The sequence below is a fragment of the Marinomonas sp. ABL3_031 genome, from assembly GCF_056161265.1.
Window position 1 is genome coordinate 293,705 of the sequence record NZ_JBSWYU010000003.1, and the last position, 24,403, is coordinate 318,107.

The following is a 24,403-nucleotide window of genomic DNA, read 5'->3' on the forward strand; positions in this document are numbered from 1 at the left end:
CGTTATCAATCTATTACAGGTCAACCAACGCACCAACTATGTCGCTTACTTTACCCATCATTCTCATTCTAGGCCTGCTTTCCGGTCTCACTCCGCTTGCCGTTGATGCTTATCTTCCCAGTTTTCCGACCATTGCTAAAGACTTAAATATCCATATCAGCTTAGTACAGATGACGCTAAGCACGTACTTGATTGTGTTTGCTTTTTTACAGATCTTATTTGGCCCTATATCCGATGCTATTGGACGCCGTAAAGTGGTTATTGGTGGCTTAAGCATTTTTGCTTTAGGCAGTTTTATATGCGCTTGGTCAACCAGTTATGACTGCTTGATGATAGGACGCGTAATCCAAGCCCTTGGCGGCGCTGCTGTCGCAGTTTGTATCCCTGCGTTAGTAAAAGACGGTTTATCCATTAACGAATTTGCAAAAGCCATGTCAATGATCATGCTGGTGATGGCTCTTGCTCCTTTGGCGGCACCTATTTTAGGTGGTGCTATTTTAACTCTTTTCAGTTGGCATTTTATTTTCATTTTTCTTGGCATGTTATCTTTGCTAGGCATTGTTTTATTTATCATCAAGATTCCTGAAACCTTGCCTCATGAAAAACGTATTCCTTTTTCTTTATGGGGAGCACTTAGTAACTATTATCGACTTATTCGAAATCCAGCCGTATTAGGCTACATAGCGGCAGGCGCTTTTTTCTTTTCAGGCATGATGAGTTTTATCACCGGCTCATCATTTGTTTATATTGAAATCTATCAAGTGAAACCTGAACACTTTGGTTTTCTGGTGGGCGCCAACGTGGTGACCATGATGATAGCGTCTAGTATCAATAGTCGTTTTGTAGAAAAACTGGGGACGGAGGTACTGTCCAAATACGCCAGTTTTGTGCCTTTCGCTGCATCACTCTTTATGCTGTTTCTTTGTTTGTTTGAGCAACCACCACTCATACTTATTATGCTCTCCAGCATGATGTTTGTTGGGCCTATGGGGATACTCAGCAGCGGGTTCATAGCGGGTGCTCTAAAAAGCGCTGGCAATAATAATGGCAGTGTCACAGCACTGGCTGGCACCTCTCGTTTTGCGCTTGGCGCATTGAGTGGCGCCATGGTCAGCCTATTTCATAATGGTACCTTTGTTCCTATGCTTGCTACCATGGCGACTTGCGGACTAGTATCTTTCACCCTTTTTAAATTAACCGTGCATTATTCAGCAAAACGAACTTAACTTTGGAGTTATCATGTTAAATACGCAAAGCTTGATTGAAAAAATCAAGAACACACCACAAGACGTAAGTTTTAAAGAAGCCATTGGCGTGATTGAAAACGAATACGAATTTTCGCCAACGGCGTTTACCAATGGTGAACAGGTTAACGCAGTTAATGAAAACAATGGTTCGTGTAAAATTTTTTCTTTTGCCTTAATCAATCAGCTGAATAAAGACGAAACCCTGCATCTTTTTGGTGACTTCTATCGTGTAGACGTACTGCAAAACCCTCAAGGGGAGGATCATCAAAACATTCGCCAGTTCATGTTAAATGGCTGGGAAGGCGTCGTATTTTCTTCTCAAGCGTTAAAAGCCATTGAGACCAAGTAATGTGTTAGGGGGCTCAACTCTTATCGTTGCCCCCTTATCTTCAATCCCACCGTTCGTTTTGCCTTTTTGTCAGCCATATTGGCGTAAAATTACGAAGACTAAAAAGACAATGAAAGATACAAATTGGTAACCTTTATGCAGTTGAATTCGTAATACACATAATGCGATAGTCACACGATAACAACGAGGTAATTATGGAATTAGTGGCATTTGATCTCGACGGCACCTTACTGAACCGTCATCAGCGTTTATCTGACTTCACCATTGAAACACTTGAAAAACTTAATGCGGCGGGCATTTACTATACCATCGCTACAGGCCGAACCCATCTTGCCGCCATGCCTTGTATCGCCGGTCATGATTTCCCCAACTGGCAAATATTTAAAAATGGTGTGGAATGGTGGCAACCAAATGCTCAAGAATATCGCCATCACCACTTATTAGATCAGACTCACATTAGCGACTTGCTCGCCGCTTTTGATGCTAATGCCATTACCCCCTTTGTTTTTTGTTTAGCAGAAGATGGCAGCCACAAAGTCTACCATGCACCGCTTATTGGTAAACTTAGTGATCACATCGCCAATGAATTGGGCAATCATAAAAACATGAGCCTTCATCCCATTTCTGAGCTTTCAGCACACTCAAAAATCACCAATATTAGTGCTATGGGCCATCCCGAGTATATTGAAAAAATTGTTGAGGAAAGCCAAAAACACGACCATTTAACAGCCTATTCTGGTGGCGGTATTTATAATCCAGATGCCCACTGGATTGACATTCATCATAGTAATGTTTGCAAAGGGTCCGCTCTGATGGAACTAAAACAAGAAATTGGTGCCGAAACCTTAGTGGTGTTTGGCGACGGTGACAATGATTTGTCTATGTTTGACTGTGCCGATGAAGCCTTGGCAATGGACAACGCTATGACGCATGTCAAACAAGCAGCCGACAATGTGATTGGTCATCATGACGAAGATGCGGTCGCTCACTACCTAAGAAAACGCTATAATCTTTGAAGACTTGAAAACCATTTTTTCGTCACTATTAATGAATTATCGAATCCTTTAATGTTGAGGAAGCCACCTTCCTTAACGAAAAGACAACATAATGTGCTTTACCTAATGGTCATATTGAACCATAGTGTTATAAGAATAATTAGTTTGGAGAAACGCCATGTTTGAATTCGTATTATTCGTAGCTGCTTGTGCAGTTATTGCTTTCTTGGTTGCTAGCATCCACAAGTCCGTCAGCCAACCAAAAGTCAAAATGCAGCCTATTAAAATCGAGCGAGAGAAAACTTCTCGTCCAGTTCGACGTCAACGTTCTTACTAATTTATCCTTTCCAAGCAAGAGCCCTGTTGTTCAACATTGATAGGGCTTTTTTAGCACTGTATACCATATTCTTTTAGTTTATTGGCAATGGTGCTGTGACTCATGCCTACTGCTTTTGCTAAGCGTCGAGTACTGGGGTATTGAGGATAAAGCTGTCGCAACAATTGCGCTTCCCACGTCTTTACTGTTTGCTCTAGCGAATTATTTTCTAGTCGCAATGAAAGAGAGGATGCCTCCTCGAGGTGAATGTCTTCTGCTTGCCAATGACTGGTTGGACAAGCCAACAAGGTTTGCAAACACACATTTTGCAGTTCTGCCAAATTCCCTGTCCAAGCATGCATGCTTAATTTTACCTGTGCCGACTTAGTTAAGATGGGCACAGGTTGTCGATAGCGTGTCGCCAAATCCGTTAATGTGTGCCTGATTAAACCGGGTAAATCGTCTATCCTGTCTCGTAAGGCTGGCATGGAAAGACGGAGTTTGGCGAGCTGGAAATACAGCTCATTGCTAAACCCCTTCATCACCAGCTCTGCTTGTTTATGCTGAGTCACACTGACCAAGCGCACTGGTCGATCAAAGCTGGTGGCTTCATCAGCCTGCTTTTGTAACCAGAGTACTAACTGTTGCTGCACCTCAATAGTCAAATGCTCTATTTGGTCGATCACAAACCACCCAATATGTTGATCCAAACTCTCAATGTCGGCCAACTTAATGTCCGAAGCATGACGCACTACCAGCTCAACAGCTTGATCCATTTCTTGACGTTGCCAATACTGAAATAAAGCCTCTATTAAGTGTCGCTTCCCGGTTCCTGGTTCGCCCTGCACTAATAAAGGGTGACCAGTTAAAGCAAAGGCTTTAGCTTGTTGTAACGTGCGAGCCATGACAACGCTTTTAATAAGATCAGTCTGAAAGAAACCTTCCAGAGGATTATCGGCCTCAGGCGCTAATTTTAAGTTCGCGGTTTGCCGATCCAAGCGCTGTTCTGATTTAAGGTAAACAACACTCCCTGCTGGAATCTCATCACCTTCATCATTGACCACAAAAAATGGCCGCATCTCCAATAAAAAAGTGTTATTTTGCAGACGAATACGTTTGCTGCTGCCTGCTTGAGGCTTAGCCCATGCACTTTTAGAGAAATGAACACCTTTAATAAAATCTTGCAAAGGTTGATGAAGCAGTTGCGCAACGGGTACATTAAGATCTTTGGCTGCCAATTCCGTGACCATGGTAATCTTGCCTTTCAAATCCACCGCTATCACGCCGTCAGGTAAAGCTTCCAACAAGGTATATAAGACATTATGCTCTCGCTCAAAAGGTGTAAAACGTACTGTTTTTACATCCTCAACACTGTCTAGCTTACGAATTTCTGCCAGTAGACTTTGCAGTAGACGAAAAGGAACATCAGAGAAACCACAGTAAACACAACGTTGTTTAGAATCGACTTCCACCATACGCACATCAATTTGATGTGGAATAAAGATATCCAGTATCTCACGTATCATGCCGACCCTGTCTTCACATTGTATTTCCAGTCGCATAAGTTTTACCTTTTGGAACTCAGTAAAAGTAGGTTTTGTTGTGGCGCAAAGGTTTCATACAAAGGCAATACAGCTGCCCCTAACACACCGGCAATATGACCGGTTTGAGCCATACAAATAGGAGGGGGAGTCAGTAAAGTCTCTCGTTTTAATACCGATGCCAATGAATCTATCAGAGCCAAGTTAACTGGTGCCGGCAACAGTCCACCAAGCAGTATACTTTGCGGGTCATAAAGCGCCACCACTGACACCAGTGCGCTTTTGATTTCTTCCGCTACTTCTTCTGCCCATTGTTGCACCGCATTCTGCCATTCCGTTCGTTGCCAAACCTGAGAGGATTCCGGCCAAGCTAGGTCACACTGCTGTAAATATCGATGCAAGGAGGCCAAAGAAAGCGCTTCCAATACCCATTTGCCATGGCGACCAGTGGCAGTTGGAATCAAACCAAAACTGCCCGCCTTACCATTTGCACCTGAGTAACACTCACCATTTGCCACCAAACTTCCGCCGCAAGCCGTACTGACAAACAAGTAGAAAAAGTCATTTTTTGGTGCTTGGGCGGCTAATAAAAGCTCACTGGTGGCCGCCGCTGCAGCATCATTCTGGCGATAACAAGGTAAGCCAGTTTGCTCACTTAACCAATGCTCAAATGCATCCGATTGCCAATACGCCAAGGCGGTTTGCAAACGGCCTAAATCTTCTCGCTGATCTGGATTGGTCACCAGACTATCCAACCAAGAATCCATGTAGTCCGGTTTGGCTAAGCCCACACCTTGAACCTTGCTCCAATGATCGCCGAGGGTAAGTTTGACCTCTTGTAGCAAGTCTTGTGCAATACTTTTAGCAGAGTGTTCGGTTGGAAAAGACACTTGTCTTTCCAGCAAGAAAACTTGCGCTCCAGTAAAATCCAATAAAGCAGCACTGATGTGATTGCGGTCCACATTAATACCCAGTCCATAAGCACCTTGTGGATTGATACTGAGTTTAATTGAGGGTTGTCCTCGACGCCCAGTCACTTTGCCGACCACTGATAGTAACTCTCGCTCTAGCAGAGATGAAGTAATAACAGAAATGGTTTGTGCACTTAAGCCTGTGTGTTTTGAGATTTGTACACGAGATATCTCAGGATGCTGACGAATCAGGTGCAATATGATTCGCTCATTATAAATTCGACTTTGTTCCGAGGTACTACCCGACGACTGCATTGCAATATTACCTTTATGAGAAGCCAGTAAACTAACCACTTCAATTTAATAAATCTAGTTGATTTAATAAGTTTAGCCATTAGTATTTGAAGCAATGCAATTTTGCTTACAAAAATAACAAACCAAAACACTAGGAATGAATCATGTCAGCCTTACCCGATTTTCGCTCTCCTGAGTTTCTTTCATCCCATATACAAAACACCATGGCCTTTTATCATCCAAACTGCATTGATCCACAGGGTGGCTTTTTCCACTTTTTTAAAGACAATGGCGAAATTTATGACCACGAAACTCGCCATTTGGTCAGTAGCACACGATTTGTTTTTAACTACGCAAAAGCCTACCTAGCCGAACATAACGCGGATTACTTAGCGGCAGTAAAACACGGTGTTACCTATTTACGTCAGCGCCATCTCAAATCCAATGGCGGTTATGTTTGGCTACTAAAAGGAGCTGACAATCTTGACGAGACCAATCATTGTTATGGCTTCGCATTTGTCATGTTAGCCTACTCTATGGCATATAAAGCTGGCCTCAGAGAAGCCAAAGGCTGGTTAGAAGAAACCTTTCAGACCATGGAAAAGCATTATTGGGATGCGGAATTTGGTCTATATCGAGATGAAATCTCTGCCGATTGGCAAGAAGTATCCCCATATCGCGGACAAAATGCCAATATGCATTCCTGTGAAGCCATGTTGGCGGCCTACGATGCCACTCAGGAAGCTCACTATCTGGATCGTGCTATTGGTTTGGCAGAAAAGATTTGCGTTCGACAAGCCGATTTAGCGGATGGCGAAATTTGGGAACATTATACGGCTGACTGGAAGTTGGATTGGGATTACAATCGAGATGATCCAAAGCATTTGTTCAGACCCTGGGGCTTTCAGCCAGGACACCAAACTGAATGGGCCAAGCTACTTTTGTTGATCCACCAGCGTCGTGCTATTGATTGGCTGATCCCTAAAGCGGAACTGCTTTTTAACCAAGCATGGTTAAAGGCGTGGGATGAAAAAAACGCTGGACTCTGCTACGGCTATGACCTTCAAGGTAAGGTATGCGATGGCGACAAATATTTCTGGGTACAAGCGGAATCCTTCGCTGCCGCGGCCATGCTGGCCCTGAAAACAGGAAAATCTGACTACTGGCAAAAATACGATCAACTTTGGCAATACAGCTGGCAACATATGGTAGATCATCAATATGGAGCATGGTTTCGTATTCTCACCCGAGACAATCTGGCGATTGACGATTGTAAAAGTCCTGCAGGAAAGACAGATTATCACACCATGGGCGCTTGTTATGAGGTGATTGAGCAATTGCAAAAGCACAATTAACCTGACCAAACAGATTACTATTCCAATAAAGGATTATAGAGCAATCATTCTATTCACCTTAGAAATAGAGTATGATTCAGCCCCATTAATTGTGGACACGGCCCCCAGATGCAGTTAGACAAAATAGATCTCAATTTACTTCGTTATTTAGACTCCCTGCTGAGGGAGCAAAACGTTACTCATGCCGCCAACCAACTTGGTATCACACAACCAGCGATGAGTAATGGTTTAAGACGTTTGCGAGATCTGTTTCACGACCCTTTGTTAGTACGCACCAGTGATGGCATGATGCCAACCGCTTTGGCAATTCAACTACAACCTCGCGTACAAAATATTTTGCAGTCGGTCGATGAAGTCCTGCACTTAGGTCAAAACTTTGAGGCTGAATCCAGCTCTCGAGTATTCCGCATCATGGTGAGTGATTATGCAGAAGCCACGCTGATTCCGCCTTTAATGAAAAAGTTACAAGAAGAAGCCCCCAATGTCATCTTAGACGTGATGAACCCAAGCGATGTGAGCTTTCACGATGTAGAAAAAGGCAAAGTTGATTTGGTGATTAACCGCTTTGATACCCTGCCCCAATCTTTCCATCAAAAATCCGTATGGGTTGATCACTTCTCTTGCCTCATTCCGGCCAATTCTGAGATCGCAAAACACTTCAGTTTAGAGATGTATTTGTCCTCACCTCACGTGTGGGTCAGTAAAACTGGTTTTGGTGTCGGTGTGGGCATTCAACCAGAAGAAGTACAAAAACTGGGGTGGGTGGACGGCACCTTGGCTGACCTCGGCTTTAAGCGAAACATTCGCCTCTTTACCCGAAACTATAATGTGGCTATGCGCGCCACCGAGCAACTGGGATTAATCGCCACACTACCATCCCTTGCAACACGCCTAATGAAAGACAACCCTCACGTAACGGTAGTACCACCGCCGTTCGATATTCCGCCGATTGAATTAAAGATGTTGTGGAGCCCTCTGTTACAACATGACCCTGGCCATATCTGGTTACGTTCCAGCATAGCTGGTTGTGCCAAGACCATTGCGGAAAGTAACAATTTATAAAAGCCAAGCCTTAGCAATAAAAATGCCGTCTTAATCGACGGCATTTTTATTTCAATCATTAAAGTTTGTCTAAATTTTCAATGGCTTGTTGCGCATTCGAAACCGTTACCTTTAAATCCGTAATGTGACCATTATCGATGCTGTAACACCAGCCATGAACATGTAACTCTTGAGCTTTCTGCCACGCATTCTGCACTATTGTGGTCTGGCAGACATTAGATACTTGCTCCATCACGTTAAGCTCACACATACGATCAAAACGCTGTTGGTCATCTGTAATTTTGTCCAACTCTTTACGGTGAAAGCGATACACGTCTCTAATATGGCATAACCAGTTATCAATCATGCCATTATCACCCTCACCCATTGCTGCCTTAATACCGCCACAGCCATAATGTCCAACGACCATAATGTGTTTCACCTTAAGCACATCCACAGCGTATTGAATCACCGACAAACAGTTCAAATCAGTATGCACTACAACGTTAGCAATATTACGGTGAACAAAGACTTCTCCTGGAAGAAGATCAATAATCTGATTCGCAGGCACACGACTATCGGCACAACCTATCCATAAATATTCAGGTTGTTGCTGTTCAGACAAGGTTGAGAAAAAATCTGGATCTTCAGCCGATACTTTCTCCGCCCAATCACGGTTTTTTTGAAAAAGATCTTCTATCTTCTGTTTTGGCATTATGTACTTCTCTCATCAGTCTTACGATACCAGCGTAACTTGATGTCAGCTGTTACACTAATCTTATCTAATTGTTTAATTTCCTGTTTTCCTCGATAGGACGCCTTATGAATATGGGGGGTCATACTCAGCAAATCTTGAATTTGCTGTTGCGATAAAAGTGAAAAATGAAACCTTTTATTGTGTTCGGAATATAACTCAAAACCAGGGACACCATCAGCATGAGTGGCTTTGTAAGTATGTATGCTGTCGTACAATATTTCTCTCAGCTCAATTAAATGCTCAGGCCCGGACTCAACCAACAACAAATAACCAGATTTTGTTAAAACACGCTGAAACTCATGAAAAACGGGAAAACCAAATAAACATAAAATAATATCAAAGCGTTGATCCGGCACAGGTAAACTGGCATTACTCGCAACGATCCAAGAAACCGCTTTATCGCGCTTACTGGCCGCCGTTACCGCCCACTTTGAAATATCTAAGCCCACTCTCTCAGCTGGCATTGCCACTTTCTCAAACGCTCGTCCAAGCTGATCTAGATAATAACCCTCACCACATCCAGCGTCCAAAATGCGCATATTGGGTTGCCATGCTGCTTTTGGCCAGCCATCCATGATGGCATCAATAATTGGAAAATAGTGATGTAGATTAAGAAAATGTTGCCGCGAAGACACCATTTCTTTGCTGTCACCTGGGTCTTTGGAGCGTTTATGTTGAACGGGTAATAAATTAACATAGCCCGTTTTGGCGAGATCGAAAGTATGTCCTTGTGAACATGTCAGGCTTCCTGCTTGCCTTTGCAAGTATTCGCCATCAATAGGACAAGTTAAATTTTCTAAGATTGGCACAACAAATCCGTTATTTACAGTCTGAAGCTAAGAGTAAGAGGTTAACCCAATGGCTGCAAGTTGATGCATGGAAAATGACGAATCATTACAATTTATCAACTACAAAGAGCCGGTTTCCACCAAACTAAAATGCTCTACTTTCACTTGCTCTTGTAAATAATGCATGAAATCATCACTCGGTAAGGGCTTAGAATACAAGAAGCCTTGGACTTCCTGACATTGATAACCATCAAGTGCGCTGACTTGAGAGCGATTTTCAACCCCTTCTGCGATGACCTTCAAATTAAGACTTTTCGCCATGGCTATAGTGGCTTTGACAATGGCATCATTATCGCTGTCTAAGCCAAGATCATGAATAAAAGAACGATCGATTTTCAACGTTTGGATTGGGAATTTTTTTAAATAGGACAATGAAGAATAGCCTGTACCAAAGTCATCAATAGAAAGCGTCAGCCCCAACTTTCTAAAATTATGCAGTTTCTCTATCGATTGCTTAGCATCTGTCATCAACATACTTTCCGTCAGCTCAAGCTCTAAATACTCTGGGTCGACCCCAGTTTCTTCCAAAATGCCTTTCACCATGTCAACCAAATCCGCTTGCATAAACTGACGACTGGATAGATTCACGGATAAACGAATGGGAGGATGGCCTTGTTGACGCCACTCTTGCAATTGGCGACAAGCACGACGAATCACCCACTCCCCCAAAGGAAGAATCAAGCCACTCTCTTCTGCTAATGGAATGAATTTATTCGGGCTAATCATACCTAATTCAGGGTGATTCCAACGAATTAGCGCCTCAGCGCCCACAACATTTTCTTTTGGTAATGCCACCTTCGGCTGATAATGTAACTCAAACTCTTCATTATCAATGGCCTTACGTAAACCACTGCCTAATGTGAGATGCGCATTAATATTATCGGCCATACGATTTTCGTACACACAATACAAATTATGTCCGGTGGATTTAGCACGATACATTGCGGCATCCGCGTTTTTCAGCAAATTATCAACGTCTTCAGCATGCTGCGGATAACTGGCAATGCCTATACTGGCACTGATCATCATCTCCATTTCAGCCACCAAATAAGTGTTACTGGCGTTGAACATAATACTTCGAGCAATGTCCTCTAATTCACTCATTGAATTAGTATTTTCCAATACAACAACAAACTCATCACCACCCAGTCGATACAAACACGCCGCAGCCGGGATACTCGACTTGATACGTTCTGCAACCCGCTGAATCAACTCATCTCCTACTCGATGACCAAAGTTATCATTGATTACCTTGAAACCATCCAAATCGAGATACAAAAGACCAAATTCCCGTTGACGTTTTTTGGCATTTTGCAGGGCACTTTCCAATTGCTGATAGAGTAAATTACGATTAGGTAAATTGGTCAAATTGTCATAATTATTCAAGCGGTAAAGCGCAACCTCATGATCTCTCTCCTCTTGAATATCATGGGCTAAAAGGTAAATTTGCTGTGAGCAAACATCAAGCCTAGCTTCAATTCTATGCCAACGAACACCTTGTAAAGTAGATAACATAATTTCTTGCGACAAACTTTGCTGCTCGTTTAAACGCAGCATAAAACTTTTGGCTGCAGAAGAGACGGCAAACAAGCTAGATAACTGCTCAAAAGAACCAAATTGTTCCGTAAAAATATCACTGGAATTAAGGTAGCGACCTTGTAAGGAAAAGATAGCAAAAGAAAGGGTTTTGAATTGTTTGAGTAGATTAACGTCTTTATCGATCAAGGGATCAGAAGCTTTGGTAATGGTTTCAAGTTGCACTTCGAGCAATAATGCCTTGCGCCCATCCTCTAAATCCACTACCGAACCCTGACACCAATGCTTAAATGTTTCATTATTATCAACTGGCCAAGGACACGAAAAACTCTGTTGCCTATCCATCGTTGCAAGTTTACGAACCCATTTATCTTGTAAATCGTTCGGAATGCGTCTACTTCCGGATTGAATTTGCCGCAATGAATCGGCTAACAAACTCTCAGCTGCATCATTATAGGCGATGACCGAAGATTTCTCCACGTCTAGAATCCATGCAGCCAATGGCAATTTACTTTTAAGAACTTCTTTTAAGTCAGTCATTTAAATTCAATACAGCTCGAATACAACAAATACTACAGCGACTTTCTTTCTGAATAAACAGAAAATTTCACCAATGATCAGGAACCACAAAAATACATTTACCGCCAGCATGACTAGCCTCTAACGAAGGGGCCATAAAAAGATGTATTGGCCTTTCATCTTGTAGGAAAAGACTTACAAGATTGTAAGCGCTTTCCTCAGAAAAGAAAGTGAAATTCTCATCGACTACAGGGCATGACATCCAATGTGGTTTTCGCAAAACATAAAAAAACGAAAAATACGCTTGGAGCCGTATAAATTGACTGGCGCGAATCCAACCACCTAAGACCGTTTCAGCAAGCCAAAGTTCAATCGCTCGCGAATTATTCAACGCCATATAAAAACGACCAAATATCAGTAGATTGGACTCAACTTCGGTCTTGATATTTTGTTGCTCAAGCCACTGTCGACCTATATTTGTAGACAGTATGGTTAATTGATGTTGGCGAGCACGAGTGACCTTTTTATGCAAACTGTCGTTTTTATTGGGGCCAATCCAATCATTTGGTGCTAGATCTGGTCGCTGCAAATAGAATTTAATCGCGATTTCAAACTGATGCAATTCCCCCGTAGGCAAGCGCACTAACATGTCCACTTCTCCTAACGTTTTGCCCATTTCATCAATTTGGAAATGTTCTTTGATAATGTCCAACCTTGTTAAATGATCAATGGCAAAACTAAATAAGGCCTCGAAGTAACTGCCTAAAAAATGTGATTTGGAACGAGCAATTCGATCTAATAGTGGCCGATTATCTTGTCTAAGCTTTGCCAATTTTTGCTCTAAATCAGCGCACCAATATGGCGACAAATCAAAATCGGACTCAATAACATGCCCTTCCACAAGCCATTGTAAATCCTCAATTATCTGCAAAGGACTCAAATTGCGCCTCACTCTAACAGTTTAAATGCCTATCAATTCGATCCAAACATTGAATTAAACGAGGCAAATTCACCTGCTTCGAATCCTTATAAACTTCTTCTGCCATTGGCGATACATGACACCGCTTTGGTAACTCTGCACCTTCTTCTATCATCCATTTAAAACGCTCGATCATCACATATCTCAACCACTGTTCAAACCTCATAGTATCAATACAAAAAGGTTCTTGGCTTTGCCGTGCTTGTTGAGTAGGCACTTCAGACTCCCACAAAGCATTTTCTTGCATACAAAGCTGCAATTCCATTAGCAAGTCCGCCAAAATATGATGGCGTAAAAAGCCTTGATTCACCTGATTTCTCCCAACAAAAACAGTAGAATAGAGTTATCTATTTATCACCGATATAAATAACATTGAGTACTTTATCGGCCAGCTGAGTAAAAATTTAGTTATGAATAAAATCGAATCTCTTTGTGACCTGTTTAATATGGTCGGCTGCCAAGTAACCTATTATGATCTCGGCCGCTGCATTAACAAAATCACGCCGCAGCAAGCCATTCAATTTGATCGTAAGCAACAAGCTTATCCTTACCCTTTTCGCCAACATGCTTGGTTAGCATGCCTATTAAGAAACGCACAGGATGGTCGACAAGAAAAAAATACAGAAGCTGTCATTTGGTTTCTCAAACTACCATTAGATGAAGCTGGCGCCCTAAACCTAGGCACACGTGACCACTTCATAAAAAGCATCGTCGATAAAATTTTGCATAAAGGAGAAGAAGGCTTATCGGAAGCGCTAGAGGACAGCCCTTATGCATTCAAACCTGATCAAGAACGCATGGCGAGTTTTCATGCCATCTTAGCAAAAGACCTCCACCAGGATACCTCGCGCTACTTTGCCGATGTGACTCATTATTTACAAGACGATATTGATCACCACTCTGATACCTGGCAATCATTGGGATTGCAGGGGATCGCTGAGTTAGCGGTGCGTGTAGATCAAGCAAAAGAGCATGACCTAGCGCTAAAAGCCTTGGCAGAAGCTCCCTCTCCTTTCGTTTCTGCTTTGTGTCATGCTCTGGAGCATCAAACCTTACCCAATGCAATACGCGATTGTCTTTTAGCCAAACTGAGTGAAGAACAAGATCCTATGTTGCGTGCCAGTTACGTCAGAGCACTATCTAAAGGAGAATTTATTGATCCGTTATTGTTACCATTGTTTGGACTATTAGGCGATTTATCTCAATGCAGTGATGATGACATTCATTTGATTGCCGCTTTAGCGGCAAAATGCCCACATTGGATCGCGCTTAATCCACAGTTATTGCGCATTATTATGGAAAAACTCGCTCATCGTCAGGATGGCTTCATTGCCTTTAAACAAATTACAGCGGAATTCAGCCAGCACCCGGAAACCAAACAACCATTATGGCAGTTGTTACGAAGTGAGCGTATCAGTTCACAATTAGCTCAGGCTGTTGGACACTTATTCACACAACCCCCCAAGTCAGTTCAATAAGCAGATGACAGACAAAAAAAGACCCAAGATTTCAATATTGAAATACTTGGGTCAATAAGCAGAACTACTCACTAATGCTTAACAGGAACACTTTGGTCAGACTCTCGCATTCGTTTGCGATGGGCTACAAACTCATCACTTAGAATATAATCACCTTCGTCAGTAAAGGATAACGCACCGCGATTCACTAACGCGTCTAGGGTTTTAGGGAGCACTTTTTGACGACGCTCTCCCTTAACAAAATAATATTGCTCCCCCATTTGCACTAACTTAAATCCTGACTCTAAAAAACCAACGCATAAATTCTGAGTTGGCGTTAATTTGAGTTTCATAATTTCCCTCTTGTAGCCGTCTCTTTCTATACTCATCCGTTAACTATAGACGCTTTTCAAGAAAACAAAGATGTCACTCACTTAAGATTACAAAAAGTTAAAAAACATAAAAAAAATGGAAAGCCAAAGCCTTCCATTTTTTACGACATAAGTTTCTTAATTCGTTTAATCTGCAAACACTACCGTTTTGTTGCCATGAACCAGTACCCTGTCTTCCAAGTGATAACGTAGACCACGAGACAATACTAGCTTTTCAATGTCTTTACCCAAACGCACCATGTCTTCTGCAGCATGGCTGTGACGAACTCGAATCACATCTTGCTCAATGATTGGGCCCGCATCTAGGTCAGCCGTGACATAATGACATGTGGCTCCGATCAGCTTCACGCCACGAACCGCCGCCTGATGGTAAGGCTTAGCACCAATGAAAGACGGTAAGAAACTATGGTGAATATTGATTACTCGATGCTTATATTTCTCACACAAGTATTCAGGGAAGATTTGCATGTAGCGAGCCAATACAATGGTGTCAGCACCAGTTTCCTCAATACGCGCTTCAATTTCTTTAAAAGCAGGCATTTTATCTTCTTTCGGCACAGGTATGCAGAAATAAGGCACGTTATACCACTCAACCATAGAACGAAGATCTTCATGATTTGCAATCACACCCACAATTTCACAAGCCAACTCGCCAGTATGCCAGCGGTGCATGATGTCATTCAGGCAATGAGACTCTTTGGTTGCCATTAAAATGACTTTAGGGCGATCTTCGCTGTCTTTCACATACCAACGCATGTTGAATTCTTCAGCAATCGGCGCAAATTCTTCACGAAACGTCTCTAGGTCAATCGACAAACTTTTTGCATCAATATCATGGCGCATGAAAAACCATTGCTGCTCTGAGTCAGTATGATGACTGGCCTCAATAATGGAACCAGAACGCTCATTTAAAAATTGACTTACCGCAGCAACAATCCCCACTCTATCGGGGCAACTGATCACAAGACGAAATGTTTTTTTCATATCAGGAAACTTATAAATTTATTTAAAACAACAGGTTATAGAATAAAAAACAATTAGTTTAAAATTTTAGGAAATTATACTGAATTCCCTGTCTAACACCCAGATTTATGTTTGATGATGTAACACTGGTGTATCTTGTTGTTGCGCTCAAAATCTGGGTCTAGCGTAGATTTGGTAATGTCTTCAACGTCAAAATCGTTCAACAAATCCTCGTCCAAACGAAAACGTCGATAATTATTCGAGAAAATCAATTCACCCTCTTGCGCCAATCTCGCCATCGCCAAACGCACTAGCTCACCGTGGTCACGCTGAATGTCTAACACATCCGCCATTTTTTTAGAGTTTGAGAAAGTCGGTGGATCCATGAAGATCAAATCAAATTCGTCTTTGTTTTGTTTTAACCACTCAAAACAGTCCGCTCTTTCAACTCTGTGATCGCGTTCAGAAAATTCATTTAATGCTATATTACGGCGCGCCCAATCAGTGTAGGTATTTGACATGTCCACACTCAATGTCGAACGAGCGCCACCTTGACCGGCATACACAGAAGCCGATGCGGTATAACAAAACAAATTTAAGAAACGCACACCATTGGCTTTATCTTGGATCAGCTTGCGTACTGGACGGTGATCTAGAAACAAGCCTGTATCCAAATAATCTTTCAAGTTAACAATGAAATCACAGCCGTGCTCTTCCACCACCATCTCATGCTGCGACTGATCCAATTTCTCATATTGACCTTTGCCCGCCTGACGCTGACGATGCTTCACAACCACATTGGATTCAGAAATCTGCAACGCATTTGGAATAGCAGACACGACTTCAAACAGTCTTTGTTTGGCTTTCTCTGGATCAACACTTTTTGGTGCTTGATATTCTTGAACGTGTGCCCAATCCTGATACAAATCAATGGCTACAGCGTATTCAGGCATATCCGCATCGTACACTCTGAAGCATTGAATTTTGTTACGCTCCAGCCATTTCTTCATCTTCTTAAAGTTCTTTTGCAGACGATTTGCCACCATCTGTGCGCCAGGCGTCATCACAGAATGCGACACCGCATCGGCTTTGATATTTCCCTCTGTAACAGGGAATTGATAAGCACGACACTCAATCCCACCATTAATGACACGAGTACTTTTCTCAGGTCGAACTGGAATTTGACGGGCTAAATGGTCGTTGCTGGTCAACATCATAAGCTGCCAACCTTGCGCATGGTTTACTACCCATTCTCCTAGCTGGCGATACAAAGCGATTAACGCCATTTCATCCCCCAAACGCTCACCATAAGGTGGGTTGGTAATCACCAATCCAGGCTGATTTTCATCTAGGTCAAATTCATGTTGCTGAAAAGGTGATAAGGTCACTTCTATCACACCAGTCAGACCTGCGCGTTTAATGTTTTCACGTGCGGCAGCAATAGACCTTTGCTCACGGTCCGTGCCTTGAAAACGCACACCCAAAGTAGCAGGGTCTTTTTTACGATTTTTGGCCAGATCGTTAAGCTGTTGCCACAATCTGTGATCGTGCTGCTTCCAACCTTTAAAGCCCCAATACTGACGACGCAACCCTGGTGCGATATCCAATGACATCAAAGCCGCTTCGACCAAAAAGGTGCCCGAGCCACACATGGGATCAATTAACTGACGCCATTCTGTCTCTTTGCTCCACCCAGCTCGCAACAACAGCCCCGCAGCAAGGTTTTCTTTAAGCGGCGCCATCGAACCCTGCTGGCGATAACTGCGGCGGTGCATACTTTCACCTGACAGGTCGATACTCACCGTCACTTGGTCACGCTTAATACGCACCGCAATACGCACATCTGGTTGGTTCTTTTCAACACTCGGTCGCTGCCCTGTCATGGCCACAAAATAATCTGCAATAGCATCTTTGGTACGAACTGCACCAAACTGTGTATTACGAATGTGATGGTTAGTGCCATGACAATCAATGGCAATGGTGTTACTTACCAACAGATGTTCTGACCAATTAATGGCTTTGACACCAGCATACAAATCATCCGCGGTTTCCATCTTAAATTGGCCGATGGGCAACATGACTCGGGTACCAACACGCGACCATAAGCAAGCGGTATACATACCAGTTAAATCAGTGGTGAGCTTTACTTGTGCCTCACCTAAACGCGTCTGCATCAAACCTTCGGCATGCAATTCTTTTTCAAGTACGTTTTCCATGCCCAGTGGGCAAGTTATCTCTAAGGCGTACTGTGTTGGTTCAGGCGTGTCTGTCATTGAGTTCATTTATAGCTACTTTTGATTAAATTCAGTGTTTGGCGGTTTCGCCAAAAATAACAAAGGCGGGATATGCATCCCGCCTCGTGCAGTGCCGTCAAACGACACATGTAAATCATTCCGCTTGATTACTTATTTCAAATCAAGCTCTCGATAATAAGCATCGGTACTGGCAACGGCTTCTTTCACTAACTCTGGCCCACGATAAATAAAACCAGAATAAATTTGTACCAAACTCGCACCCGCTTGCAATTTCTCAACGGCATCTGCCCCCGTGCTAATACCGCCAACACCAATAATTGGTAAGGCGCCTTTTAAATGCTCTGCAAGCACATGTACCACATGTGTCGAGGCTTCATTTAAAGGTGCGCCACTTAATCCACCGGCTTCTTTCGACAAAGGATGATTTGCAACGGCATCCCGAGATAACGTGGTATTGGTAGCAATGATGCCGTCTACTTTCTGTTCAACTAGGGTATCGGCCACCAGCTTGATTTCATCGTCACTCATGTCTGGGGCTATTTTCACCGCCAAAGGCACACGCTTTCCGCGCTCTTCTTGATAGTGATCACGCGCGGTAACCAAAGGTGAAATCAATTCCGCTAAACTCTCGCCAAACTGCAAACTTCGAAGGCCTGGGGTATTTGGCGAACTGATGTTAGCGGTGACGTAATCCGCATAAGGCATCACCACCTCCAAACAAGATAAATAATCCGCCGCGGCATCTTCTACTGAAGTGGTCAAGTTTTTACCAATATTAACCCCCAAAATACCCGGATACTTATGTTTTTTAATACGCGCCACAAGGTGATCAACGCCTTTGTTATTAAACCCCATTCGATTAATGATGGCTTGATGTTCAGGCAAACGAAACAGGCGAGGCTTAGGGTTACCTGCCTGACCTCTGGGCGTCACAGTACCCACTTCCACAAAGCCAAACCCCATGGCGCCCAATGCTTCAAACGCATCGGCATTTTTGTCCAAGCCAGCGGCCAACCCCACTGCATTGGGAAATCTTAGCCCCATCAGATCAACCGGTTTGCTATTTGGCATATCCGCAAACAGCTTATTCAAGCCCAATCGACTGCTCGCCGCGAGCATATCCAAAGCAAGCTCATGAGACACTTCGGGGTCAAGTTTAAACAATAGCGAGCGGGCAAACTGATACATAAAAAAGCTCCTGAATACGTGATCTATGTTGGCAGCCGTTATTTTAGTCTAGTCACGCCAACCAATTTATTCCTATCATCAAATTCCACTTCAAACAGACCATGGATCCCTTGGTGCGTTACAAAAGATTGAAAAGCAGATAATGGCAATTGTACTTTACGTCCGTCTAAACTGCTGGCGACCAAATTTTTCGCCGCGCCAGCATACATGGCTTCATATTTAAAAGCAGGCAAAGCCACCGTCAGTACAATTTTTGCCATTTTTCCGTTCCGCGCTTACGTTACCCTTACAAAGTTAGCTCTGTGCGTAAAGATTTGAATCCGATAAGATGGGCGCTATTATAAAGTTTTCATTCGATTATTGACAGAAGTATAAGGAACCTCAATTCGATGCTATCTCTTGTTGAGCAGTTAAAAGATCATCTCAATCAAGCCATTATTGGTCAGGAGGATTTAACTCACGAATTGTTAGTAGCATTAATCGCCAATGGGCATGTGCTTTTAGAAGGCCCTCCAGGCATTGCCAAGACCACTGCCGCAAAAGTCCTCGCCAACGCTATTGACGGTCGTTTCCAGCGCATTCAATTTACCCCTGATTTGTTACCAGGCGACATCACTGGATCAGACATTTATCAACAAGAAACTGGGCTGTTTAGTTTCGTGCCTGGCCCCATCATTAATGACATAGTGTTAGCCGATGAAATCAACCGAGCACCAGCCAAAGTACAATCGGCGCTACTGGAAGCCATGGGCGAACAGCAAGTCACAGTGGGCAACCAAAGTTATGCCTTGCCACCTTTATTCTTCGTTATCGCCACCCAAAACCCCATTGAGCAAGAAGGGACTTACCCTTTACCAGAAGCCCAGCTTGATCGCTTTATGATGAAGATTAATTTGGGTTACCCAAGCGCTAAGAGCGAACTCGAAGTATTACGTTTGGTTCGCCAACAAGATTTACACAAAACACAAGACAAGGCGGCGCAAGCATTGTGTCACCCTGAGCAAATACTGACACTGCAACAGCAAGCGCTAAGCTTATATATGTCGGAAAATGTTGAACACTACATAGTGCAATTGGTCATGGCCACACGTCAGCCAGAACTTTTTTTGGGTCAAGATGCACACAATCTGCAGCTAATAGAATTTGGCGCAAGTCCACGAGGCACACTCGCCTTAGATCGCTGCGCGCGTGCCAATGCTATGCTAGAAGGGCGTGACTTTGTGACCCCAGACGATGTGCGCCGAGTGGCCTTGCCAGTACTACGTCATCGAGTGATTACGTCCTTTGAAGCCCAAGCCAGTGGCCTTTCTACTGACGATTTACTGCGCCGCCTAATCAGTCATGTGCCGACACTTTAATCAACAGGTGATTGCACTATGAGCTTATTGCTGTCACCCGTTTCACCAGAATTACAAGAAACGGATTTTGCCGTCTTTGCTCACTATGCCAAGCACTTAGGACGCGCACCAAAAGCCAAGTATTACGCTTTCAACACGGGGGACAAATATTCCCACATAAAAGGCCAAGGCTTGGAAATGCTCGAGTTACGCGCTTACCAACCAAGCGATGATTTACGTCACATTGACTGGCGCGTTACTGCTCGCACGGGAAAAGCCCATACTCGCCTTTATGCCCAAGAACATGAGCATCAACGCTTGCTGATGCTGGATCTATCGGCTGACGCTTATTTCGGCACTCGACATACCTTCATTGCCACTCGTTTTATTCAGCTGGCCGCTATTATTGCTTGGCGTAGTCAACAACAAGGTGATGCGTTTACTTATCGTCTTTGTTTTGCTGACGAAGATCACCATCAACAAAAGCCCAACAATCTATCCATTCTATTTAAGCAATTGTCTCGCGCCAGTCAGATTCTCAATCGCAGCCAAGCCAAAGCCACTTTGCAAATGGTCGCACCTCATCCCATTACCAAAAAGATGAGAAACAAAGACATCATACTGCTGACAGACAAACAATCAGTTTCCCCTCAAGAACTGACACATTTGCATTATTTGGCGGAGCATAACAAGGTTTTTTGGGTGCAAATTATTGACGACAACGCCTTTAATTTAGCTGCTGGGCAATATCATATTAAACACGCCAAAGGCAGCGATCTCGTCAATGTCAGTCACACGAGTGCAGAATTAGCCCGTGCCAGTTTCCTCAAACACAACCAGCAACTCAAACACAAACTAAACCATCTAGGCATCCAACACCTGCTGTTTGATTTAGCCGAACCGCCAGAAAGCATTGCAAGAAGTTTACTTTCTATGGGAGCTCTAGGTTAATGATGCCATCCACGTCGGCCATTGAGTTGCCTAATAAAGCTTATCTGCTGCCTGACGCAGTTGCTATGTGGCCGCCAGCTTGGTGGACCTGGCCTATCATTGTTATCTTATTAAGCAGTATCATGATGGTAATTTGGTGGTGGATAAGACGCTATAATAAACGCGCCTATCGACGAGAAGCACTCGCACTACTTAAAAACAACCTGCCACAAAGTTCAGCCAAAGACGCTATTATTCTTTGTCACGAATTAATACGTCGCTGTCTAGTTAGCCTAGGTCAGGAGCAAAAAGCCGCACTCAGCAGCCGAGAGTTAATCGCGTATCTTGATATAGGCATGCCAGAGAAACGCCAGTTTTCCCAGTTAGGCGACATTTTTATTACGGCACCCTACCAACCACACATAGAGTTGGATGCTGCACAACAAGACACCATGATAGCAACGACCCGATACTGGATCAGGAGGCATCGTGCTTGAGTTTATTTGGCCTTGGGTATTCGTGCTGTTGCCACTACCTTGGTTGGTCAGCAAACTGCCGCGCGCGCAGACGAAGTACGCCGCCATTTGGTGGGCCCACAGTCATGAGTTAATTGAGAATCAAAGCAAAAGCCGTATTACACATCATGCTAAGCTTGCCAAACTGATGCTGTGGCTAGCGTGGCTTATCTTAGTCTTAGGAATGAGTCGTCCGACTTGGTTGGGGGAACCGACTCAAATCACCCCCTCTGGAAGAGATTTATTGATTGCCTTAGACCTTTCTGGCAGCATGAAAATTACCGACATGGTTTTAGAAAATCAAGTTGCTGATCGTTTACAAGCCGCCAAATCGGTACTGTCTGACTTTATCACCCAACGCCGTGGTGATCGTATAGGTATCATCGTTTTTGGTAGCAAAGCCTTCTTACAAGCACCTTTAAGTTTTGACACCAAAACCATCAATCAATTAGTTCAAGAAACACAAATTGGTTTTGCTGGCCAACGAACCGCCATTGGCGATGCCATTGGGTTAGGTATCAAGCAACTTCAAGATAAACCAGCCGATCAGAAAGTACTTATCCTAATGACCGATGGTGCCAATACTGCAGGGCGAGTTCAACCCAGTCAGGCAGCCGCTTTTGCCGCTTCCCAGCAAGTTCGCGTGCACACCATTGGCATGGGCGCTGAGCAAATGGTAATGAGAGGTTTTTTTGGCCCCAAGATCATCAACCCTTCCAGTGATTTAGATGAAAGCCTGTTACAAGACATTGCTCAACAAACCGGTGGACATTACTTTCGCGCTCGCAGTACAGAAGATCTACAAGCCATTTATCAAGAGCTTGATCAACTTGAACCTACGCCATCGGAAGATATCTGGCAGCGTCCCGTCACCAGTTTATTTCACTGGCTAGGCTTTATTTCTATTATTTGTTTGATTATCACACTGGCGCTTACTAAAGGCATTCAAATACGCAGAGGTACACCATGACCTTATTTGATAGTCTGCATTTTGAATACCCTGAATGGCTAGTGTTGATTCCTATCACCTTACTAGCAATGTATTGCTTTCATTCCCAGCAAGATCAACAAAAAAAGCTTAATGACATTGTTGATTTACATCTTCTACCCTATTTACAAGATGGGCAAAACGCGCCTTCTCTAAATAAATGGTTAGGATTGTTTAGCATTTTATTATGCTGGCTTGGAATAGCGGGCATAAGTTGGCAAAAAACCACCCAACCTATGTATTTAAACAGTCAAAAAACCGTGATTGTGGTGGATCAATCACTTTCCATGTACGCCACAGACATTCAGCCTAATCGCCAAACTCAGCTAAAACAGACAGTACGCGACATATTAAGCAGTAGCAAAGGCGGTGACATCGCTTTAATCGCTTACGCAGGGGACAGTTACGTCATCAGCCCTTTCAGTCAAGATAGAGACACCATTACACACTTTTTGTTGGCACTCGAACCCATCATCATGCCAATCTACGGCAATAATTTAACCGATGCTATAAACACTGCTATCCAACTCAATAAGAGCGATAGTCTGTTGCATTTGATCGTACTAACCGACGATATTTCTTCGCGGGATGAAGCACGCATCCCTGAGCTGCTTAAGGATCAAGACATTCATCTGGATTTAATCGCCATAGGCACTCCTCAAGGTGGCACCATAAAACTGCCGAACGGTAGATTATTAAAGCGCGCTAATCAAACAATTATTCCAGAAACCCCCATTACACAATTACGAGCCTTTACTCAATCTCTAGATGGTCACTTTTATCATGGCCGCCTTACAGGCAATGAATTACAGCAGATCAATCAAACATCAAACGTTCAAAACAACCGAGAAAAAGCGGACAATCAAGGTATCACTTGGAAAGATCAGGGACATTGGTTCGCTATTCCATTTCTAATTTGGCTGGCTTATCAATTTCGCCGCGGAGTGGTTTTCTTGGTGTTACTGGGTATTTTTTATTTGCCAAGCTCGCAATTAATCGCCTCGCCGTTGGACTGGTTTCGCACACCAGACCAAAAGGCTCAGCAGTATGTTGATCAAGGTAATTGGCAGGCTGCCAAAGAATTATTTCAAAGACCAGATTGGCGAGCTGCCTCAGCTTACGCTTTAGAACAATACTCGGAAACCATAAAAGACCTGGAGAATACCGAACGCAATGCGGCAGATAACTACAATCTTGGTAATGCCTATGCGCTTTCCGGACAAACAGACAAGGCAATACAAGCCTACCAAGCTGCATTAAAACAAACCCCTAAACTGACCGTTGCCCAACAGAACCTTGATTATTTAACCGCACAACAACAAAAACAGCAGCAAGACTCACCATCACAGCAAGGCTCGTCACAACAGAAAAATCAGCAACAAGCCCCACCAAAGCCCCAACCACAAGGCCAGCAGGACGCTGAAACGCCAGATACTGCAAACAAAAATGACGAAACACAAGACAAAAGTGAATCAGCTGAGGATAATAATAGGGCTGAGGACGAGCAACAAAGATCAGCCCAAGGGCGACAAGAAAACCAACAAGCCTTGGAACAATGGCTACGTCAAATACAGGACGACCCTGGTAGCTTATTGCAACGCAAATTAGAATATTTGCATCAAGAAAAACGCGCTCAGAATATATTACGACAAGAGGATGGGATGAACCCATGGTAAGACAATCAAACATC

General features: G+C 43.5%; 24 protein-coding genes. 12 read left to right on the forward strand and 12 right to left on the reverse strand.

What is annotated here, in order from left to right; genetic code table 11:
• Positions 1 to 38: 38 nt before the first annotated feature.
• The 4 genes from ACXAH2_RS05725 to ACXAH2_RS05740 all read left to right on the forward strand — a co-directional run bounded on the left by ACXAH2_RS05725 (position 39) and on the right by ACXAH2_RS05740 (position 2,928).
• Positions 39 to 1,226 carry a Bcr/CflA family multidrug efflux MFS transporter gene (locus tag ACXAH2_RS05725; RefSeq protein ID WP_475077216.1) on the forward strand — a complete coding sequence of 396 codons (1,188 nt, stop codon included), beginning with the start codon at positions 39 to 41 and terminating at the stop codon, positions 1,224 to 1,226.
• Between the two features lie 13 nt (positions 1,227 to 1,239).
• Positions 1,240 to 1,596 carry a HopJ type III effector protein gene (locus ACXAH2_RS05730; RefSeq protein WP_475077217.1) on the forward strand — a complete coding sequence of 119 codons (357 nt, stop codon included), beginning with the start codon at positions 1,240 to 1,242 and terminating at the stop codon, positions 1,594 to 1,596.
• Between the two features lie 194 nt (positions 1,597 to 1,790).
• A complete protein-coding gene (locus ACXAH2_RS05735; protein ID WP_475077218.1) occupies positions 1,791 to 2,612 on the forward strand; it encodes an HAD family hydrolase in 822 nt (273 codons plus the stop codon).
• A 157-nt stretch (positions 2,613 to 2,769) separates the two neighbouring features.
• Positions 2,770 to 2,928 (forward strand): hypothetical protein, encoded by a 159-nt coding sequence (locus tag ACXAH2_RS05740; protein WP_475077219.1) that lies wholly within the window; start codon positions 2,770 to 2,772, stop codon positions 2,926 to 2,928.
• 50 nt (positions 2,929 to 2,978) lie between these two features.
• On the opposite strand, the gene ACXAH2_RS05745 is transcribed toward ACXAH2_RS05740, so the two are convergent.
• On the reverse strand, positions 2,979 to 4,469 hold the full coding sequence (locus tag ACXAH2_RS05745) for a TyrR/PhhR family helix-turn-helix DNA-binding protein (protein ID WP_475077220.1): 1,491 nt from the start codon (positions 4,467 to 4,469) through the stop codon (positions 2,979 to 2,981).
• 5 nt (positions 4,470 to 4,474) lie between these two features.
• Positions 4,475 to 5,674 carry an ROK family transcriptional regulator gene (locus ACXAH2_RS05750; RefSeq protein ID WP_475077221.1) on the reverse strand — a complete coding sequence of 400 codons (1,200 nt, stop codon included), beginning with the start codon at positions 5,672 to 5,674 and terminating at the stop codon, positions 4,475 to 4,477.
• A 143-nt stretch (positions 5,675 to 5,817) separates the two neighbouring features.
• Between ACXAH2_RS05750 and ACXAH2_RS05755 the strand changes: the two genes are divergently transcribed.
• Together ACXAH2_RS05755 and ACXAH2_RS05760 are read left to right on the forward strand one after the other, a co-directional pair.
• The gene (locus ACXAH2_RS05755) at positions 5,818 to 7,008 is read left to right on the forward strand and encodes an AGE family epimerase/isomerase (RefSeq protein ID WP_475077222.1); all 1,191 of its coding nucleotides are present in this window, start codon (positions 5,818 to 5,820) and stop codon (positions 7,006 to 7,008) included.
• 108 nt (positions 7,009 to 7,116) lie between these two features.
• Complete coding sequence (locus tag ACXAH2_RS05760) at positions 7,117 to 8,070, forward strand: LysR family transcriptional regulator (RefSeq protein WP_475077223.1); 954 nt, start codon at positions 7,117 to 7,119, stop codon at positions 8,068 to 8,070.
• A gap of 58 nt (positions 8,071 to 8,128) precedes the next feature.
• Here the strand turns inward: ACXAH2_RS05760 and can are convergent, their stop codons facing one another.
• The 5 genes from can to ACXAH2_RS05785 all read right to left on the reverse strand — a co-directional run bounded on the left by can (position 8,129) and on the right by ACXAH2_RS05785 (position 12,998).
• Complete coding sequence (gene can / locus ACXAH2_RS05765) at positions 8,129 to 8,764, reverse strand: carbonate dehydratase (protein WP_475077224.1); 636 nt, start codon at positions 8,762 to 8,764, stop codon at positions 8,129 to 8,131.
• On the reverse strand, positions 8,764 to 9,615 hold the full coding sequence (locus ACXAH2_RS05770) for a putative RNA methyltransferase (protein ID WP_475077225.1): 852 nt from the start codon (positions 9,613 to 9,615) through the stop codon (positions 8,764 to 8,766). The genes can and ACXAH2_RS05770 overlap by 1 nt, the downstream gene beginning before the upstream one ends.
• Positions 9,616 to 9,714: 99 nt before the next feature.
• Positions 9,715 to 11,730 carry a putative bifunctional diguanylate cyclase/phosphodiesterase gene (locus ACXAH2_RS05775; RefSeq protein WP_475077226.1) on the reverse strand — a complete coding sequence of 672 codons (2,016 nt, stop codon included), beginning with the start codon at positions 11,728 to 11,730 and terminating at the stop codon, positions 9,715 to 9,717.
• Positions 11,731 to 11,797: 67 nt separating this feature from the next.
• Complete coding sequence (locus tag ACXAH2_RS05780) at positions 11,798 to 12,649, reverse strand: DUF1853 family protein (RefSeq protein WP_475077227.1); 852 nt, start codon at positions 12,647 to 12,649, stop codon at positions 11,798 to 11,800.
• Positions 12,650 to 12,662: 13 nt separating this feature from the next.
• Positions 12,663 to 12,998, reverse strand: a complete 336-nt coding sequence (locus ACXAH2_RS05785; protein WP_475077228.1) for a YqcC family protein — start codon at positions 12,996 to 12,998, stop codon at positions 12,663 to 12,665.
• A 100-nt stretch (positions 12,999 to 13,098) separates the two neighbouring features.
• On the opposite strand from ACXAH2_RS05785, the gene ACXAH2_RS05790 reads away from it, so the two are divergent.
• Complete coding sequence (locus ACXAH2_RS05790) at positions 13,099 to 14,166, forward strand: DUF3549 family protein (RefSeq protein WP_475077229.1); 1,068 nt, start codon at positions 13,099 to 13,101, stop codon at positions 14,164 to 14,166.
• Between the two features lie 71 nt (positions 14,167 to 14,237).
• Here the strand turns inward: ACXAH2_RS05790 and ACXAH2_RS05795 are convergent, their stop codons facing one another.
• From ACXAH2_RS05795 to ACXAH2_RS05815, 5 genes are all read right to left on the reverse strand, one after another.
• On the reverse strand, positions 14,238 to 14,498 hold the full coding sequence (locus tag ACXAH2_RS05795; RefSeq protein WP_475077230.1) for a formyltetrahydrofolate deformylase: 261 nt from the start codon (positions 14,496 to 14,498) through the stop codon (positions 14,238 to 14,240).
• Between the two features lie 165 nt (positions 14,499 to 14,663).
• The gene (purU, locus tag ACXAH2_RS05800; RefSeq protein ID WP_475077231.1) at positions 14,664 to 15,521 is read right to left on the reverse strand and encodes a formyltetrahydrofolate deformylase; all 858 of its coding nucleotides are present in this window, start codon (positions 15,519 to 15,521) and stop codon (positions 14,664 to 14,666) included.
• Between the two features lie 92 nt (positions 15,522 to 15,613).
• Positions 15,614 to 17,782 (reverse strand): bifunctional 23S rRNA (guanine(2069)-N(7))-methyltransferase RlmK/23S rRNA (guanine(2445)-N(2))-methyltransferase RlmL, encoded by a 2,169-nt coding sequence (gene rlmKL / locus ACXAH2_RS05805; protein WP_475077232.1) that lies wholly within the window; start codon positions 17,780 to 17,782, stop codon positions 15,614 to 15,616.
• Positions 17,783 to 17,905: 123 nt separating this feature from the next.
• A complete protein-coding gene (locus tag ACXAH2_RS05810) occupies positions 17,906 to 18,943 on the reverse strand; it encodes a quinone-dependent dihydroorotate dehydrogenase (RefSeq protein ID WP_475077233.1) in 1,038 nt (345 codons plus the stop codon).
• A 38-nt stretch (positions 18,944 to 18,981) separates the two neighbouring features.
• A complete protein-coding gene (locus ACXAH2_RS05815; protein ID WP_353668069.1) occupies positions 18,982 to 19,203 on the reverse strand; it encodes a DUF2835 domain-containing protein in 222 nt (73 codons plus the stop codon).
• Positions 19,204 to 19,314: 111 nt separating this feature from the next.
• Here ACXAH2_RS05815 and ACXAH2_RS05820 point away from each other — a divergent pair, with 111 nt between their 5' ends.
• From ACXAH2_RS05820 to ACXAH2_RS05840, 5 genes are read left to right on the forward strand one after another with little or no spacing between them, the layout of a single operon-like run.
• On the forward strand, positions 19,315 to 20,301 hold the full coding sequence (locus tag ACXAH2_RS05820) for an AAA family ATPase (protein WP_475077281.1): 987 nt from the start codon (positions 19,315 to 19,317) through the stop codon (positions 20,299 to 20,301).
• A gap of 18 nt (positions 20,302 to 20,319) precedes the next feature.
• Complete coding sequence (locus ACXAH2_RS05825; RefSeq protein WP_475077234.1) at positions 20,320 to 21,231, forward strand: DUF58 domain-containing protein; 912 nt, start codon at positions 20,320 to 20,322, stop codon at positions 21,229 to 21,231.
• Entirely contained in the window at positions 21,231 to 21,707 is a 477-nt protein-coding gene (locus ACXAH2_RS05830; protein ID WP_475077235.1) for a DUF4381 domain-containing protein, read from the forward strand. Before ACXAH2_RS05825 ends, ACXAH2_RS05830 begins: the two co-directional genes overlap by 1 nt.
• The gene (locus tag ACXAH2_RS05835) at positions 21,700 to 22,695 is read left to right on the forward strand and encodes a VWA domain-containing protein (protein ID WP_475077236.1); all 996 of its coding nucleotides are present in this window, start codon (positions 21,700 to 21,702) and stop codon (positions 22,693 to 22,695) included. Before ACXAH2_RS05830 ends, ACXAH2_RS05835 begins: the two co-directional genes overlap by 8 nt.
• Positions 22,692 to 24,389, forward strand: coding sequence for a vWA domain-containing protein (locus ACXAH2_RS05840; RefSeq protein WP_475077237.1), 1,698 nt, complete (start codon positions 22,692 to 22,694; stop codon positions 24,387 to 24,389). Before ACXAH2_RS05835 ends, ACXAH2_RS05840 begins: the two co-directional genes overlap by 4 nt.
• Positions 24,390 to 24,403: the final 14 nt, after the last annotated feature.

Coding starts and splice junctions, on each gene's coding strand:
- ACXAH2_RS05840 (WP_475077237.1), top strand. CDS start 22,692: ATGACCTTATTTGATAGTCTGCATTTTGAATACCCTGAATGGCTAGTG.
- ACXAH2_RS05725 (WP_475077216.1), top strand. CDS start 39: ATGTCGCTTACTTTACCCATCATTCTCATTCTAGGCCTGCTTTCCGGT.
- ACXAH2_RS05745 (WP_475077220.1), bottom strand. CDS start 4,469: ATGCGACTGGAAATACAATGTGAAGACAGGGTCGGCATGATACGTGAG.
- ACXAH2_RS05830 (WP_475077235.1), top strand. CDS start 21,231: ATGATGCCATCCACGTCGGCCATTGAGTTGCCTAATAAAGCTTATCTG.
- rlmKL (WP_475077232.1), bottom strand. CDS start 17,782: ATGAACTCAATGACAGACACGCCTGAACCAACACAGTACGCCTTAGAG.
- ACXAH2_RS05740 (WP_475077219.1), top strand. CDS start 2,770: ATGTTTGAATTCGTATTATTCGTAGCTGCTTGTGCAGTTATTGCTTTC.
- ACXAH2_RS05735 (WP_475077218.1), top strand. CDS start 1,791: ATGGAATTAGTGGCATTTGATCTCGACGGCACCTTACTGAACCGTCAT.
- ACXAH2_RS05790 (WP_475077229.1), top strand. CDS start 13,099: ATGAATAAAATCGAATCTCTTTGTGACCTGTTTAATATGGTCGGCTGC.
- ACXAH2_RS05775 (WP_475077226.1), bottom strand. CDS start 11,730: ATGACTGACTTAAAAGAAGTTCTTAAAAGTAAATTGCCATTGGCTGCA.
- ACXAH2_RS05760 (WP_475077223.1), top strand. CDS start 7,117: ATGCAGTTAGACAAAATAGATCTCAATTTACTTCGTTATTTAGACTCC.
- ACXAH2_RS05815 (WP_353668069.1), bottom strand. CDS start 19,203: ATGGCAAAAATTGTACTGACGGTGGCTTTGCCTGCTTTTAAATATGAA.
- ACXAH2_RS05730 (WP_475077217.1), top strand. CDS start 1,240: ATGTTAAATACGCAAAGCTTGATTGAAAAAATCAAGAACACACCACAA.
- ACXAH2_RS05755 (WP_475077222.1), top strand. CDS start 5,818: ATGTCAGCCTTACCCGATTTTCGCTCTCCTGAGTTTCTTTCATCCCAT.
- ACXAH2_RS05825 (WP_475077234.1), top strand. CDS start 20,320: ATGAGCTTATTGCTGTCACCCGTTTCACCAGAATTACAAGAAACGGAT.
- can (WP_475077224.1), bottom strand. CDS start 8,764: ATGCCAAAACAGAAGATAGAAGATCTTTTTCAAAAAAACCGTGATTGG.
- purU (WP_475077231.1), bottom strand. CDS start 15,521: ATGAAAAAAACATTTCGTCTTGTGATCAGTTGCCCCGATAGAGTGGGG.
- ACXAH2_RS05750 (WP_475077221.1), bottom strand. CDS start 5,674: ATGCAGTCGTCGGGTAGTACCTCGGAACAAAGTCGAATTTATAATGAG.
- ACXAH2_RS05810 (WP_475077233.1), bottom strand. CDS start 18,943: ATGTATCAGTTTGCCCGCTCGCTATTGTTTAAACTTGACCCCGAAGTG.
- ACXAH2_RS05795 (WP_475077230.1), bottom strand. CDS start 14,498: ATGAAACTCAAATTAACGCCAACTCAGAATTTATGCGTTGGTTTTTTA.